Annotated in this window: 2 protein-coding genes; both read right to left on the bottom strand. The window is 51.5% G+C overall.

Features of this window, described 5'->3' with window-relative positions; all coding sequences use genetic code 11:
• Positions 1 to 178: 178 nt before the first annotated feature.
• Positions 179 to 1,972, bottom strand: a complete 1,794-nt coding sequence (locus QZV31_RS08475) for a POTRA domain-containing protein (protein WP_295359598.1) — start codon at positions 1,970 to 1,972, stop codon at positions 179 to 181.
• A gap of 241 nt (positions 1,973 to 2,213) precedes the next feature.
• On the bottom strand, positions 2,214 to 18,455 hold the full coding sequence (locus tag QZV31_RS08480; protein ID WP_295359600.1) for a leukotoxin LktA family filamentous adhesin: 16,242 nt from the start codon (positions 18,453 to 18,455) through the stop codon (positions 2,214 to 2,216).
• Between the last annotated feature and the right edge of the window lie 109 nt (positions 18,456 to 18,564).

Here is an 18,564-nt window from a genome sequence, read left to right on the forward strand (position 1 = left end):
CACAAACAGTTACTAAATACAATGAGTAAGCTGTAAAAATGCCTTGCAGCTTTTACACTGCAAGGCTCTTTGGATACAGCTATCCGCCGTAATTTCCTCTTCGTTAGCAGGGGAAGCCGAACTGTCATTGACAATTTCGATCAGATTATTACGGTCATAGTAAGCAATCTTCTTCGCCTCAAAATGTCGCGGAAGCAACAAAATCAATCCGCGTTCTGCTGACCTTTTTTGTGGTAAATTCGAACTCCCGTTTCAGCGGGATCCCCAGGGTCACGCTGGCATACAGGTTCTTATAGGACGCCGAAATCCCCAGACCCGTGGAATAGGCCGAATAGCTGCTGGTATTCGTGTCAACATTGTTGGAAATCCAGCCATAATCAAAGAAGGTGAAGACGTTGTATCTCTGTTTTTTATCCAGTGGCACCTGGTACGTCAGACCAACGGCCACACCCTTGTTACCGCCGACACCAAAGCTTTCCTCATAGCCACGCACACGGTTGGCGCCGCCCAGATAGAAGCGGTCTGCCGAAGAACGGTCCTTGTTATTCGCCAGCTGTCCGTCCAGCCGGGCGGAAAACATCTGCCCGTGCTTGTACTTCTTCTGGTACAACATGTTAAGCTGGTAGCTTATGTAGTTCGAATTTTGTTCCCATTCACCATTTGATGTATTTTTAAAACTAGTAATGGGGAAGCTGTGCTTATGGTACAAAATACTGCTGTCCCCGTAATGGGTAAAGGAAATATACGGAATAAAGGTATTCCTTTTGTCTTCAGTCCAGTAGTCAGCTATACGCCACTTGGTTTTGGATTTCTGGTTCAGGTACTGCAGCCCTACCTCATCCCGGCGCTTATTATCCACCCGCAGGGGATGCCGGATGGCGATCCCGAAGGAAGAAGAATTTCCTTTTATATCCAGCGACTCTGCTTCGCCCTTGATGATCTTTGTCGTATTGCCGCTGTAATCGAATTCCAGCCGGGTGCCCAGCTTGCTGACCGGAACAGAATAGCCCAGCCCGTACATGTTGGTACCCCGGCTGTGCATATAGTGCATCCGCAGGCTGTCGCGCAAGCCGGTCAGGCTGCGGATGTTATAGAACAGTCCCTGGCGGAAACGGCCCGATGTCTCGTAACCGTTGTTATCCAGATACAATGTAACACTCTGATTCTGTTTCGGCTCATAGGCCGCAATTTCATAATCCGTGGTCCCCGATTCCTTTCCCGCATGGACCAGGATGCGCAGCTGCACATCGTTAGTGCCGTTAAAGCGCTGCAGTTCTTTGTTCAGAGCGGTTGTATTGGCAACAGTACCGGGCTTCAGCGGTACGCGGGCCATCACATATTTTTCCCGGGTATGCTTCAGCCCCTGCAGGGTCACCAGTCCGGTCCTGCCTTCCATCAGTTTGATCTGCACCACGCCCCCGTGGATCCGCTGGGGCGGCAGATACGCCTTACAAATCATATAGCCTTTGTCGGTATACAGGTTGTTGATAGCCCCGGTAATGGTACGCAAATCTGACAGCGATATGGTTTTCCCGATATAGGGCGCCGTAATGTTCTGCAGCTCCGCTTCCGACAACACTTCAGATTTATCTATCTCCACTTTTGTCAGGATAAAGGTAATGGACGCGGCAGCCTCCTCCGGTGCTTTTACACCGGTTTCCACCTGCGCCTTCTTTTTTTTCTGGTCGTCTTCCATCTGTTGAATGACACGTTGGCGCTCCATGTATTCCCGGGCCTGGTTCAGCTGGGCGCCGGGGTCATTGCGTTGCACGATTGCTTCCTGTTCAGGCGTAATCGAAGGCTGAGTTGCAGACGACGATGGCGCCGCACAAGCAACAGAAATCTCCGGCAAAACGGCCGTCACATCACCGGGCAGCACATCTGCCATAACGGGTAACGCCATGTACGCGGCAGACAGAGAAATAATAAAATAACGTTTGCCTTCCCTAGTTGTCCATCTGGATTTTTGCATAATAATCCACCCTTTTATTGCTTTCAACATTATCTGGAATATATTCACTTTATTATTGTTATTATAACAGAAAAAGAAAAACAAAACTATGGTAAATTCTTCGATAATTATATTCTTTGAATTTGCTTGGACAAAAACGCCACCGAATATAAAATCACAAAGGTTTCATAACATACCAAAAGAGCCTCCCCGCAAGGAGAGGCCCTATTACTTCAAACTGCAACAACACTCCTTTAACCGCTTACTGCCGAACACCCGCGAACTTAATTTCATCCGGTTTCGCATTTCGTACAGTCACAGTCGTTCCGTCCGCCTTTTCATAACCGATCAGGCCGTAACGGTCATAGTAGGCAACTTTTCCATAGCCGTTACGGAGTTGTTCCGGCAGGTCCTTGCCCGCTGTCACTCTGCCCATATACGTAATGGAACCGGAGCCGGTACGGGTAATCACACTGCGACCGGCTGTTACATCGCTTCCATATAAGATGTCGCCTATGCTTGTATTTGCGATTACATTGTTTCCCGCTTTTACCTTTCCCAAATAGATGATATCCCCGCTTTGGCTGATCAATGCTTCCACATTTCCGAGGGCTTCGACAGAATTGGCATAGACAATGTTCCCGTTCCTCATGTAAGCAGTTACATTGCCGCCAGTCTTCACATCGCCTTTATACCAGATCCAGCCGTTCCCGGCTTCCGCAATGATCTGGCGACCACCTGCTTCCACAGAACCGCCATACTCGATCCAGCCATCCCGGGTGGCAGCATTCACTTCCCCGCCGGCCGATACCGCACCTGCATATGTGACATCTCCTTTTCTGTTTACGGTACCGGTAATATTCCCGCCGGCGTTTACGCTTCCGGAATATTTAATGGAACCGCTATTGGTAGTCGCAACAACATTTCCGGTTTTCGAAGTCACATCCCCCGCATAAAGAATATCGCCGTTGTTTGTCTTGACGGTAACATCACGTACGGCCTGAACATTCCCCAAGTACTCCACAGAACCGTCTCCTGCCACAATACCGGTGATACTGCCATCTGCCTTTGTTGCGCCTTTGTAGCTGATTTTTCCGTCTTCCGTTATATAAGCCGTAATATTTTCACCGGACTGGGTATCGCCTGTATAGGTAATGGAACCGCATCCGCCTACTTCCGCTGCTATATTGCCGCCGGCACTGGTCGTACCTACATACGATATGTCGCCGTAACCGTCAATTTTAGCCGTAATATCTCCGCCTGTTTTTGCATCGGTTGTGACATTCCCTGTATATGAAACATCTCCGCCTCCAAGGATAGTAGCAGTAATACTCTTCCCTGCCTGGATGTTCCCTGTGTATGTTATGTTCCCGCTTTCTTTCATTTCCGCTGTTACATTCCCACCGGCTTTCACATCGCCACGATAATTAATAAAGGAATACTTCGTGCTGACGGAAACATCGCCTGTATCCGCCGTAACTTTCCCCCACACGGCAATACCCGTATGCTCTGACTGCATGGAAATATTACGTTTCGCATGGATATTTACCCGGTTGCCTTCATTATCATTATCGTGCAGGAGAAGCAAACCATGGGCCCCAGTCTTGAGAGTGATATCCCGTCCGGCGTCAATGTCGCCTGTCACTTCAATGTCACCTGCTTTACTGGTGAGTTCGATATCGCCCTTTCGGGATGTCAGGTTACCGAATACTTCAATATGACCATTTCCGGTTTGCAAGGACAGTTTTCCTCCCGTTTTACGCCCCGCCACGATATCTCCTGTTACTTTAATGTTACCGTTGCTGGCAGCCTTAAACTCACCGAACACACTATTTTCGCCCAATACCAGGACAGCGTCTTCTCCCCGCAAACCGTTTACACCCAGAATATTCGCGCTTTCAGCCGTCACGCTGACGGGTGTTCCACTGTTAAGGATACGCAGCGGACTGTCGAAAAGAGTACTTCCCACTGTTCCGATGAACGGATCGGCAGACAGAATTATTTGTTTTCCTGCATTCAGATAGGCAGTAGCGTAATCCGGATTGTTGCTGGCAAGGAAACCATAATAGGAATCCAGGCCAAGAGTATTCCCGGCATACAGGGAACCCAGCCACAGCCGACTCTGGTCATTCAGATTTTTGATAAACACATTGCCGTCCGCAGCCGCCGTCAGCAGGTCGCCGGACAGTTTCACTCCCAGATATTTATCCTGGGTGCCGATATCTTTGATACCACCGTACACAATCAGGTCTTTCGCTAAGATATTGGGGCTGATCGTTGCAATATAAGCATTATAAATGCCTTGCCGACCATACAGGCGTACTTCCTTATCCGATTCAACGGTACCCACGTTGACGGGCGAGAACTGGCCTTTTTCATCGCTTCTTCCTGCAATAAATATCTCTCCGTTGTATGCCTTGGCGTCCATCCGCCCTGTTGCCTTTACGCCTATGGGATTCAGATGGCCGATGGTAAAGGAATAGATCCTGCCATCTGTATTTACCGTGTTGCCCCGGGTATCCCGGGCCGTTACAACCTGTTTTCCCTGATCGTCTATGGCAAAGGACAGGATATTACCTGCGGCGTCTTTCATGATTACGTCCGCTGCATCCGCCGATGCCAGCTTCTTCAGGTTGGAAACAGCCGTTTCAGAACTGCCAACCAGATCTTTCACCAGTATGGTCGTGCTTCCTTCACTGGTTTTGCCGATGCTTGCGGCATACAGGTTCACATTCTTCCCCTGAATGTTGGCCTGTTTACTCTCGGTCACAGCGGTCTCGCCGCTCTCCTTGTTGACGATGGCGTTACGGATTGCATACAGCAGTTGTTCTTTTGTCCAGGTATACGTGGGATGGGTGTATTTTTCCACAATCGCCTGATATTGCGTGTCCGCCTTCAGGAATTCATTCACACTTGCATACTTGGAACCATCCTTTTTGGTAAACATCTCTTTGATGGCATCGGTGACGCGTTCACCGGAAGTGAACAGGGCAAACTGCTCCTTCACCCGGGCCTCGTACTCCGCCGCATCCTTTTTCAGGCGGGTAATGTACGCGCCTTCGTAATCATCGGTGTTCTTGATCAGCCCGGCGTCGATCCAGCTCCGTACCAGTTCATTTTCCGTCATGTTATCGGTTCCCTCAGTCTGGGGCAGCGCGTCCAGCAGACGACCGTATTTTGCCGTCAGCCCTACGTCCCCTTCCCGGGAAATGATGGAACCAATCAGCATATCGTTTTTATCCTGTTGCAAATAAATATCCTTTTGCGCAGAAGCGTATATACCGGCTGAAGCCAGATCGGTCAGATCGTCAGTTACCGGACCGGCTATCAGGATGGGATGTTTTTTGTCTCCAATACTGCCCTTTACGCTTTCCAGCGTAATCTTCTGGCCGCTCACCATTTTACCGGCGCTGTCCCAGACAATGTTCCCGTCTGCTTTCAGCGACACGTTGCCAAGCTTCCCTTCCGCATTCTTTCCGCTGGACAGAAGCTGTACCGACACGTTCCCCGGCAGAGCCTGTCCTTCCACGGTACCGCCCACCGCCGTTACGTCAACATTTCCGCCCTGTTCAGACTCCGCGTAAAGTACCACATTGTCTGAAGCGGTATAGGTCCTCCCGTCGGTGTTCAACGTCCGGCTGCCCAGAGAGGTAATTTGGATATTTTCAATGTTACGCCGGGCTTTCAGTTGCGCCTTACCCGTAGTCAGGCTCGTTCCGCCGCTCTGGTTGATGCTGTCCCCTGTCTTGACGAGCAGAGCCGCCCCGGCCGCATTATTTTTGACGTCCCCTGCCAGATTTATGCTTCCACGGTCTGTATCCGTGTTGACCAACGCAATGCTGCCGTTTTCTTTCCCCAGGAAACCAATACCGATATCCCGGTCTGCCTTCAGGGAGAACGTATACGACTGGGTAGCGTTGGTATCCCTTTTCCACGTCATATGGTAATCGGTTGTGGCCCAAAATCTCCAGGCTTCATCGTTTTCTTTCCATTGATAAAAATCTTTTCGTTCGTCACTGCTTACTTTGTTTTCATACAGACCGCCAAACTTCGTAGCGGCTATCTTGCCGTCCCTGTCATTGGCAAGTTCCCCGATAAAAGCGCCCTGTTCCAGTTCCTTTTCGCCGGTGCCTCCTAAAGCCATTATTTTGGCAGATGCTTCCAGTTTGCTCATCTCACTCACAGAGGTATGTTGATTCTGCCAGAAAGGATTTTTCGAAACAGCATGATATTCGATAGTATTACCGTTTGTTTGACCATAACTCCAGTTATAGCGCAGGCCTTCCTTCAGTTTATAGGTGCCGCCTGGCGTAGCGCCGTTGTTGAACCCGATGCCGTTCACGATCTCCGTATTCTTTTCCGCTGCGACGCTGTCATTCGCGAACTGGCTGTAGTGATTGATTGTCTTTGTGGAGGAAGTAGTATATTCCTTCCAGGTATCGTTAGCCAGGTCGGTGATGGTGATCTTGCCTTCAATATTATTATTCAGCACCTTGCCTACCTGCATATCCAGGCCCGTCCTGTTCGTAACAGAGATGTCCGCTCCGCCGCTGGCCGCCAGGATCCTGCCGTTGCCGGTACTGGAAATACGCCCGGTCAGGTAAATACGACCGCCTTTCGTATCAATATCTTCCACTACCAGCTTTTTGCCTGCCGGATCATAGTATACCTGCACAACATACTTGAAAGCGCCGATGTTTTCGTCATACTTAACCTTGCCGCCGTCGTTCACTTTATACATGGTCCGGCCCTGCACCGTCACTTCGTTCTTCTTAGCGGTCACGCTGCTGAGATTGATTTCGCCAATGTCCGCCTCGTACTTGCTGTAGCCGCTCTGGATCAGGCCGTTCACATTGATATCCGCTGCCGAGATATAAATATTATCCCCGGCGATGCGCCCCAGCCCAGCCTGGGTAATATCGGTAAGCGTTTCTTTCAGGTTCGTCTGGGTCTTTGCATAATTCAATTTTTTATTGTTAGAATTGGCTGAAACGTCATCTTTGGCGGAAGTCTTTGCCTTCTCCACCTCCGTAGCATTCAGTACCCGGGGATCCCCGCCGATATTCACAATGCCGTTTATAAACTCCTGAGATATACTGTCACGGGCAATCATCTGTACCGTACGTCCCATAACATTGGCCGCATTGTCTTCCGTGCCGGAACCGATAATGATGGATCCGCTGACATTGCTGATGCGGACATCGCCGGTGCTGTTACTTAAAATCCCGGCTACAGCTACATCTGTAATGGGAATGTAAGATACTGTTTTCCCTGCGGAATCCTTCATCTGTACGGAAGTCCCGGCCTTATTATCATTGGTCACAGTAATGGCGCTGGCTCTGGTGGACGCTGAATCGTTCCGCAAGGTAGAAAAAGCCGCCTCCGAACCTTTCCCTGTGTTCATCTCATTGATCTTTGCATTGGATGTTATATCAGTGCCCCGGAAGCGGATAGCGCCGCCGGACTTGCCGATTTGGATGCCATCCAGCTTCAGATAGGCGTTGGAGTTGTTGGTAACGGTAATCTGCGGAGCGCCGTTGGCCTCCAGCTTGCCTTTCCCGTACAGCGTATTGGTCTGAACGGAAATATTCCCGCCGCTGGCTGTGATTTCCGGAATCTCCACATACCGGACGGTATAGCCTTCGGTGCGGTAAATCTTCACGAGCTGGCCGTTCACGGTCTGCCAGTCATACAGGCCCCGCTTGTCCATTTCCTCGAAAATACGCTGACGCTGCTGCACATAACCCAAATAGGATGCCAGGTGCTTCTCCCGTTCCTCTTTTGATTCGGCGCTGTATTGCTCAATCAGTTTATTGACTGCGGCCAGCTGCGCGCCCAGCTGGGTTGCGTAATCCATATTCCCGGTTTTAATATCCTTTTCGGTCAGCGCCACCCCGGTGGAATCAACCTTGATAGCCAACGGGGTCTGGGTTGTGACGGGGGTATAGGCGCCTCCGGTATCCGGCACAGCGCTCCCGGTAACGGTAATATCCAGTTTCCTGGCGTTTCCCGCTGTCAGCGAGCCGTCCACCTTCACATAATTAATGTTACTTTCTACAATATCAGTCTTGCCCGGTGAGTTGGTAAGAATGTCCTTCACATCCGGATCCCCAGGCCAAGCGAGCCATGCTACCCGTACCGTACGCTTTTTCAAGGTTTCCCAACCGGTTTCCGCCGAAATATTGATGTCGCCGAAAGAAGTGACACTTCCGCTTTCACCCACATGTACATCATTGACATTTTTCAGGTTGCAATTCAAATCCGGTCCGGTATAAAACGGGATAACGGTATTGTTATGGCTTTCCGCCTGTGTCGTCATCCGAAGCGTACCGTTTCCGCTGAACAGGTTGACATCGCCTGTGCTGCTAAGGGCTCCATTCACTTCGATCTCATTCTTCCGTTCTACATCGTTTTTCACATTTGTATTTGTAACCCCTGCTAAACCACCGATCCAGCATTCTGCCAAAGAATTCAAATCCAGGCTGTCGATGGTGATCAGCGTCAGATCCCCGCTTTCTCCCGGCACGCCCTTTTGTTCCAGCACAGAGCCTTTCCCCACTGTGATCTTACTGGAATCCGTGGTCTTATTGATGCTATGTACGCCAAAGAATTCCAATGCGCCGCCGCCTTTTCCTTCCACCTGGTTGGAAAGAGCCATGGTATTATGGGCGTTATATTCCTGTCCCAGCGATGTGGTCACCCTGCTGCGTTCTTCAACAGCAATCTCGGCTTCTGCTTTCACCACAGAGGTAGACTTTGTATCCGGTACACCATTGATCACCCCTCCGATGTTAACATGATTGTTATATTTATCGTTTTCCCAGGCCCCGGTGGTAATGCTGTTGGAGGCCCTCATACTGGACTGGCCCGCATTCAGGATTGCGTCTTCTTCCACTTTGATTTTGGAGTCCGCCGTCACATTGTTGTCCGATTTTGCCCAGTTCACACTGATAACGCCGCCGGCGCCTGTCCGGGACGAGCCTTTGGATGTGGTATCCTGAAAGGATTCCACGCTGACACTCTCTGTTACATTCCAGACTCCGCCCAGTTTTGCCTCGTTGTGGTTTATTGTATTCAGCGTCACCATAGAAGGATCCGCAAAGGAAAAGACTCCGCCGCTATCCCCGTCCGCATGGCCATCCGTCCTGCCCTTCCCTTCCGCTCTGACCTTCAGGTTCTTCACATCGCCGCCATAGGCTCCTGCCATGCTGTTGTCTTCGGCTGTCGCTTCCGCGTTGCCTATGCCTATGGCTAAAACCAGGCCGATCGTCGTATTACCTACAATCGTCTTGCGACTGGCATAGTTTTGGGAAACGAGCGAAAGATTGGTAACCGCTGCCTCCTGACCGGAACTGCCCGTTTTTGCAGTTTTATAAATTGCCGAGCCTATATCCACGGTAGCAGAAGTCTTGGTTATGGCATCGGCTGTATTGGGATTGACGCCTATAACGGTCCCGTTCGTCCCGTGGGTCTCCGCGTGGGTCATGAGCTGGCCTTCTTTACCGATGACGGCCCGGGCCAGTACCTCGTCGCCCAGCAGCCTGTTCTCGTCTGCTACCCAAACTGTCGCTTTGGACTCAGCCCGGGCCTCGCTTTTCATGACAGAAACCCCAATTCCGCCGACTTCCGTACCGCCGGATTCCGCTTTCAGCACCGGAGCGTTGACAGCTTCAAAGCGCAAATCGTCCGCCGTTAAAGAATTGTTTCCGCGGATGACGGATACGGAGGCCATACTCTTGTCAATAGCCTGGCCCTTATTCACGATCACTTCCCCGACGCCGACGCCGACGCCCAGGGATTTGGCGGCCACGGTACCAGTACGGCTTGCCTTCAGCAGAATCGTAGCAGCTTCTCTTTCCGTATCCTTGCTGTTTTTATCTTCTTTCTTTGCCGTTAACTCGCTCTCGCCGGTGACGGTTATATTATTAGCTGACAGGTTCTCGAACCGGGCCACGCTGACGCCTACGCCAATCCCAAGACCCGCAGTGACGCCTATCATTTTTGAACGTCCTTTCAAAGTGTCCAGGGATTCCAGGGTCAGATTGCCGTTTCTGGCCGTCAGATTAGCCGACTGCGTCTGCACGCCGGTCGTGCCTTTAGTAATAATGCTTGAATTACCTGTACCTATGCCCGCCACACTCAGATTTGCCTGATAGGTGTAGGCCTTGATTCCGTCTGTCGTATCTTTCAGGTTCCCATGCCGGGCAGACAGATTCACACTGTTGGCAGTCAGTTCGGATTCTTTTACAAGGATGTCATTCTGCAGGTTCAGGCGGAATGTAGCATCCGGTACGTTGACTGAGAGGCCTCCCAAACCATAGCTGCCGCCTACCAGATCCCCGTCATTGAATTCCTGGTTAAGAATGGACAAATCCCCGTCTGACACTTCCAGTTTCGAATTGTCTAATACATAGGCATGCACGCCTGTACCCTTAGCGGTTCCCTCTCGCTTGGCTTCCGTTTCGATTTTTTTCTGCATCTCTTTCTTTTCACTTGCAGACATGCCGTGGAAGCTCTGGGACAGATCACGGTACACCGAGGTATTGACCGTATCCGTCACCGTTTGCGCCGTCTGGCCGGAGTTATAGATGCCGCCCTGGTCATCCTGCACATTTTCTGTATCCTGCAGCCCGCCGTTTACCGTAACGGAAAGCACATTAACCGCAACTTCGCCAATGCCAAGACCTGCGCCGGTGACATTACCGTCTACCATCCGCTCTGCCCCGGTGCCCACGGTCATCTTTTTCTTTGCTTTCAGGGTACTGTTATTAATCACGGTACTGACCATATCGTTAATGGTAATGGTATCGACCCCCACGCCGACGCCGAGAGAACCGCCTCCACCGCCTGTACCAACCTTATCCATGATAAAAATGGTATTCTTCGTATCTAAAGCCATGGTTCCCGCCGTCAGTTCGCTGCCGGCGATCCGACTGGTCACATTGGAATTCAGGTTGTTGAGCGATACACTGGAGGCTACACCGAAGCCAAGCAAGGATACCGCCACGCCGACGGAAACCAGGGTAGTGTCCAGGCTGGAAGCATTGTCCGCCTTTACAGACAGGGACGACTTATCGGGATCCGTCCCCTCCAGTTTGCTGTTTTCCACATTGGCTGTCACTACGGATTTTTCATTAACTTTCCCTACACCCACATTGAGGGAACCAGTCACACCATCCTTTACATCAGCCGCAATTGCCAAACCTGCCGCCACGTTCATGTTATAGGTGCGGTCTTCATGGACCGCCTCCACCCTGGCTGTATCCCGGAACCGGACAGTCGTATTGGTCACCGTGGCAACGGTAGAACTTTCCATGGTATTCGTATTCCAATTGTCGCCTGTTTCAAAGGAACCTGTTGAACTGAGAGCTAAAGCGCCGGTCACATTAAGGCCGGACATAGCCTGCTTTGCGTCGGCGGTGACGGAGAAGTTATTGGCATAGACCAAATTTTTAGTTTTGTCGGTATCGCGGATTTCATACTGTTTACTTTCTTCGTTCCATTTAGTCGACGACGTGGAAATACCGGCCGCCGTAACACGGTCCACCGAATTGGTGGTACCGGTGAAGCCGACCGTACCGGTAGCCTTTTCGCTAAAACCAAAGGCCGCCGTCCCGCTAAGTTCCGCCACGTTGCTGTAGTCCGCCGCATGAACATGTACGTCGCTGCGGACAGATTCGGTATTAATCCGGGAATCCAGGACTTTCGCAGTGGTCGCGCCGCTGATGTAATTCAGGTTGACGATACCGGCTAAGGCTCCTGCCATCACACTCCCGGCCGTTGCTACCGCCACGCCGCCGTTGGCCATAACCGAGGCAATGGAATGGGTCGCGGAGGAATCTACCACCACGCCGGTCTTTTTCTCTTCCATCCGGCCTGTCTGCAGTTTGCTGCTCTTCCAGGTATTGGTTGTCACGGCGCCGTCAATCAGGTAAGCATCATTTTTTGTATTCTGTTTCAGTTTGCTCTTTGTCCTGATGACCTTGTCGTCATCGTTGCTGCCTTCTGCTACTACAGTACTATTGCTGATCAGGGCCTCCGTTTTGCCGCTGACCGTATTGTTCGACACGGTTACGCCAATGGCTGCAGAAGCCCCTGTTCCGCCGACTGCCACATTCGCAATCCCTGCGTAGTTGGTGATGGCATCGTCGCTCAGGGCTACTACACCTACGTTCCCTTTGCTCTTTACATTTGCGTTATGCAGCAGGGCGCTGACATTATTCTCCACTGCGTTATAACTGCCGGAACCGCCTATGGCAGCTATGCCTTTAGCCGTTACGGAAGCGCCTGCCGCCACACTCATAATGGAACTGGAGGAGGATGCGCCGATACTCAGGTTCCCTGCATTAAGGGAAACAGCATCCGGTTTTTTGGCATAAGAAACATCCGCCTTCGTAGTATCCCGGACACGGTTTCTGCCCACAGCCACAATGCCGGTCAGGAACGTATCCGATCCGCTTATCTGTACAGCTGCCGCACCGGCCCCCACTTCAGATTTACTATCCGCATGCACGGTTACGCCGGCCGCCTTGCTGCCGGTATCATTGCCCTTATCAATAACGGTATCGTGCAGGCCTGCCGTAGTCAATTTGTTCGTTTCCGTGTCTGCCAGTATAATCTGACTGCCCACAAGTGATTTTTTCGTAATACCGATCCCCACGGCGGTAGTAGTGGCGCTGGATGTATTGGTAGTCTTTGCGCTGATAACAGGCGCTTTGCTGCCATTTTTGACAGTTGTGATATCCGCATTGTTAATTTCGGCGCGTGCCTTTTCGCTCTTTGTATTGTTATCAGCTTTCACACCGATATCCGTCAGGGCAACACCTACTCCCAGGGCTAAGCTGGCTTCGTTCAGGGCCAGATTCACGTCTCCGGCGATGCTGGTCTTGGTGGTCTTATCAGCAGCATTCACCTGCAGGGAAGCCACATCAAGGATGACATCCCGTTCCGACGCGGTTCCGGCCTTTTTACCATCCTTGTCCTCACCGATCACCGCCACTGTATTGTTAACGCCCCGGTTCACACCGAAATTACCGTGAGCTGCCACGGTTCCTGTATCCTTATAGCTTGCCGCCGCCCCAAGGGAAAAAGCTAATGCATAGGCATCATTTTGGGCATCCAAAGAAACAGACGTACCTTTTGCAGCATCCTTTGCACCAATCCGGTTCTTACTGAAGTAAACGCCGGTAGTATCATTCATCATGTTATAGGCAACCGCCAGGCCTGCTACATTGGTTCCCCCCGCAAAATCGCCGGTGAAACCGATGATCCGTGATGTGTTCCGGGCTGTAGCGCTCACCGTATTGGCAAGGATACCGCTCTTTTCCGAACTGCCATCCCGGTTGCCGGTCACAGACACAATATTGTCCTGTTTCAAATCGTTCACGGCAACAGAACCGACGCCGCCAAAAGCTTCTTCGCTGACACTGGCGCCAACCGCCACTGACACTACGTTGCTGTGTACGTTGGCAGCTCCTTTTACAGCGTCTGCCACAATCTTTTTATTGCCGGTAATATCTGAATTGAACGTATTGGTCACATCGCCAACAGCCAGCGCAATACTGCCCGTCAGGCTCTTGCTTTCGGCAATATCCACAGCCACATTGACGATGTCGTTGCCGGAAGCCTTGTTCATCGTATCCTTTGCTTTTTTGCCCAGATAACCCAGACCCGTTGCGTCTATCTTGCGCTCCTTCAGGTAGGCAAGATATTTATTTTTATCTTTGCCGTCCGCGGTTTTGGTGGATATGTCCTGATTGGTCACAGACACTTCCCCACTGGCATTGACGGCAGTGGTATCGCTGATAAAACCGAGGTTGGTATTGGTCAGAGCCGCATAGGCCACAGAACCGGCCGAGGTAAAGCCCTTTGCCGAACGGCTGAAACCCAGGCCCACCGCCGCATTCGTCTGAACCAGGGCATCCTCTCCGGCCACTTTGAGACTGGTGAGCCCGTTATAGGAACCACCTTTAATACCGCTTTGCATATCATTTCGGATTACGCTGAGAGCTGCTGTAGCGCCGACAGAAACACCCAAACCGTCATTTTTGACCCAGCTCAGGTCTACGCCGCCGGCCACCTGTACATCGCCGTCATAGGCGCTGACGCTGATGTCTGTTCCGTCAGAATAGGCTACTCCGTCCTTGGACTTTTCATACGAAGAGCTGCTGTCCCTCAGCAGGGCGTGTACGTCGCTGCTATCTTTATTCAGAGCCAGGCCGAACGCCACTGCGCCATCCGCTGCCGTACCTTCGCGGTCATTGGTAACAGCCAGCCCCAGGGATGCGGCTGCTTCAGCCCCATTCTTTACAGCCATATCTTTCACAGCCCCGGCCTGGGAAATATCCGAAGAGAGAATCAGGGCGTTTACGTTACGGTTCAGCAAATTCAAGGACACGGCTGTCCCCAGAGCGCCTTTCAATGCACCATTGTTGGAAGGAGAGCCTTCTCCGCCGGTAAACCAGTTCAGGGCCGCCGCTCCGGACCAGGCGCCGGTAAACAGATCGTCACTGGCTGTATTGTTCAATGTTCCGGCAGCCTCCGAGTTCGCCTGCTTGCGCAGATTTAACTGCATGCGTTCCATAACCGCCGCCGTTTCACCGGCATTCTGGTTTATGGCAACACTGCCCGCCGCCGCTGCGTTAAAAGCGGCAGTAGAAAGTTCATTACTGGCAGTAATCGGATTGTAGCCCGAAAAATCCCATTTGCTTTTTACTTCCGGATTCCCATACCATTTTTGCAATTTGGTCAGAGGACTTGCGATGTACGCCTTGGCTGCTTTCGTAGTCTGGTTTTTTACAGACGCTCCGACACTGCTCCATTTGTCAAACGTATCAAAGCCGCTGTGGTTCTCGGAATTCGAGGCGCCTTCCAGGGCTACGGAATTTACCGTACCGCCGCTGTTGGCAGTCACCGTGATATCCCTTGCGGTCACACTGCCTTTGGCCGCCCCTTTTGCCGTTTTGGTTCCCAGAGAAGCGGTCATCTTTTTCTCAGACAGGGCAAACGCCGTGTCCATCGCCTGCACCGACGCCCGTTCTTTCGCCAGTTTCCGGGCTCTGGCCAGGGTATTGGCAGCCTTTATGGCATTTTGTTCATCTGCTGTTTTCTTCTTAAAGTCATCTGTATCCGTATCCGTTGTAGTAACCGCTGCGTCAGTGCCGCTGTCGGCTATCGCCGCCATACTGTTTATATCCAGCGCGTTCCAGGCCACACCGGCCCCTAAGGCAAGGTTGGTCTTGGAACTGCCCAGTGCCAGACCACCCACGATATTGCTCACCGTAGTACTGTTATCCGCAGCCAGGGTCACCGCATTGGCCGCCTTCACCACAGACTCATCGTCCACCAGCACCAGACTGTTACTGCCCCCTGCCAGGATATTCAAGGAGCCGGATACGCCTGTATGGCTGTCCGCCTTGCCTGCGCTCAGGATCACGCCGGTCTGGATCATGGAATTATTGGTATGAAGAGTCACCTTGCCGCTGTCTTTTCCGGCAGCACCCTTCTCAGCCTTCAGGGAAACGCCCTTCCCTGACAGGATCATACTGTCACCGGCAAAGTCCTGCACGGCCACGCTGGCGCCCACCCCGTTACCATTGCTTTCCGAAAGGGCCAGGTACTCGCCTCCGTTGCCGGTAAAGCTTACCACATTGGTATCGGTGGAAGCATCCATATTGATATTTTTCCCTGCCGTCACAGAAGCGTTCTCTCCCAGAGAAACGATACCCTTGTTATGGAGTCTGGCTACATTCACCGAGGCCGCCAAATCCAGATTAGATCCGCTGTCCTGGGAATCCACGGTATAACTGCGCACATAATAATTGGTATACGAAGCCGGACTGATTGCATTGGAGACATCCTGAATCAGTCCCTGTATGCCCTGATCCACCGCGATCAGATTCTTAGCCTCACGGGTGAGGAAGGTACCCAGAGAATAACCGAGATCCGCCAGGGAAGCTCCCGCCGTGGATTCACTGATACTTCCGTCCTTTCTCTTTTCATACAATTTGACAGCTTCCGTATGCAGGTTGGTCAGTTCCGGGAACTCTTTATACGCAGCCTTCAGGGTATTGACCAGTTTCCCCAGACGGTCCACAATATTCTTCATGGGTTCCAGAGGGTCATACACCTGTTTTGCGCCTGCGTTCAAGGTCACATCGCCTTTATCGCTGATCAGTGTTACACCCTTATGCGTCGTTGCATCACTTTGCAGGTCAATGGCCGCGTCATTATCCAGACGGCTGTACAGTACGGCCGACGCAACCGTCACCTTGGAGGCGGTATCCTTATCCTGCTTATTGGCTTCGCCGGCCACGGAATGATGAAGGCTGCCCACATAAGTGTTGGCCGTCAGGGATACAAATCCGTCGGCAACGGCATTTCCCTTTTCATCTTTTACAACGTTGCCGTTTTTATCTTTCTTTACATTCTCCCCAGTGGCCTTCAGTACCACACCGGGAGCTACCGTAATATTTGCCGTATTTCTGCTGTCCAAAACCCCCACCGATGCCCCGGCCGATACGTATTCCTGAGTTTTGGTGAATAAATTCTCCAGTCCTTTTAAACTGCCGCCGTTTGAAAAAGCAGTCCAGCCAAACTTGTCAATAACTTTCTTGGCCAGAACATTGGCAATGGTATCTCCCGCTACCTGATACTGGACATATACGTTTTCCCCCCAGCCAGTACCGTCATTGACCGAGAGGTCCAGTCCGGCTACGTTATTTTCCGCGTTCACTTTCACTGAATTTGCTGTTACAGAACGCTTCAGTGTAACGTTAGCTGCGGAATCATAATCTATTACCCCGATGGATGTGGAGGCAAAGGTCTTGTCTCTGCCTTCCACAGACGTCGAGGCTCCCATAGTACTGGTTGCTTTGGCATCGGCAGAAAAAGCGCCCCCCGCCGTAACGGCTTCGCCTGCGCCAAGGATAACATCTGCCACACTGTCTCCGGTGATCCACGCCACACCCACATAAATGGCGTTGCCCTTGTCCTCCGGATCATTCGGATCTGGCTTAGGGGCAATATTGGGCACAGAGGCTACAGAAGTAAGGGTTGCACTGGTCACTGCAGTCGCCGCAAGGGACATATCGCTTCCGGATTTCAGCGTTCCCTGCACATCTACCAGCGCTTTATTTTTTATTTTCGCTACATCAATAGCCGCCACCGGTATGGCAGCAGAAGAATCATACGTCTTTTTGCCAAGTGTGGCTGTTTTCAGCTTCACACTGAGTCCTGCGTCAGACTGCAGCGCGGCTCTTCCGCCGGCTTCAATGCTGCCGCCCTGTTTCAAAGCCACAGACGCCGTATTCTTTTTTACAGCCCAGTCTGCGTCCATGTTAATTCCCAGATCATTGAACAGTTCTTTGGCCATGTCGGTAGGTTTGATTCCCATCCATGTAGTATTGTCAAAGGTGGTCTTGGCATTGGCTGACACATCTACCCCGGCGTCCCCTTTTATGGCGCCTTTCACCTCGACATTGGCTGTATTGGAAGTATTAAATATGGCATCATATGACTGCAGAGGCAACACAAGGTTGTTGGTGTATTCTTGCACCGCTTCCGCCCGCAGGATGATATCGCCGCTTTTATCCGTGGCCGGCACCATAGTCATGCCGGTGTTGGTTTTGTTAAGGCCCGCACTGGTGATAACCGACCCGTCCTCCTTCTTTGCATTGACCAGATTGGTGAAGTCGAGATCCTTGCGGCTCTGCAGCAAGGATCCGTTCTGAATGACAATATTGCTGGCCCCCAGCACGATGCCGCTGCGAGCGTTGATCTGGCCGGCAATATCAATGCTGGCGTTATTGTTATTGTTAACAGACCACCGGTCAGACATCTTTATAAAATTGCCCTTTTCGTCCCGCTGGCCGAACTTGGAGAGGTCGCTGAGATAATACGAAGCAAGATCAGAATCCCCGTTCCGTAAAATCCGGTTGAAATACGTACTGTCCGGCACCAGGCCCACCATGCGTCCCGCATTGATGACGCCGGTCTTGCCCACCGCCATGCCGTTGGAACTGATAAAATACAGGTCGCCGTCAATACGGTTTCCTTTAATGGCATTCACCGTGCCACCGATATTGATCCGTTCCTTCACCAGGTTGAGCAGAACGTTAGTGTCCTTCCCGTCCTTCGTCATCCGGAAATGCATATTGGCCACATCACCGGCAGTTACGTTATATTGCTGGAACTGGTTTATGCTCAGGCTGACCTTGTCGCTCGTGACCTGCCGCTGGGCATAGATATTGTGCACCTTGTCACCGGCATTGATGACGGAAGCCCCATTTTTATCCGTAATCACAGAAGCAAATCCCGGCACGGACTGCAGCAGGAAACCCGTCAGCAACAGCGGAAGGGCACAGCGTCCTGCAGACAGGGCGCCGAAGCCCAGTTGTTCCACTATGCTCTTTGTAGAATTCTTTCCGCGGTTCCTGGCAATTTCGGACACCACCACATAACATTTCCGTACGTTACTCCAGATGATCTTGTAGACCTTGTTCATAAAATGACCCCCGTAAAACCCGTGAAGGAAAAAACCGTTTGTATTTATAGACCGCTGCGCATCCGCAGCGCGGAACAGTTAGCCAAAGTACAATATTCCATTTTTATTA

Origin of the sequence: uncultured Succiniclasticum sp., from assembly GCF_902793885.1 — a bacterium.
Taxonomy (GTDB): Bacteria; Bacillota; Negativicutes; order Acidaminococcales; family Acidaminococcaceae; genus Succiniclasticum.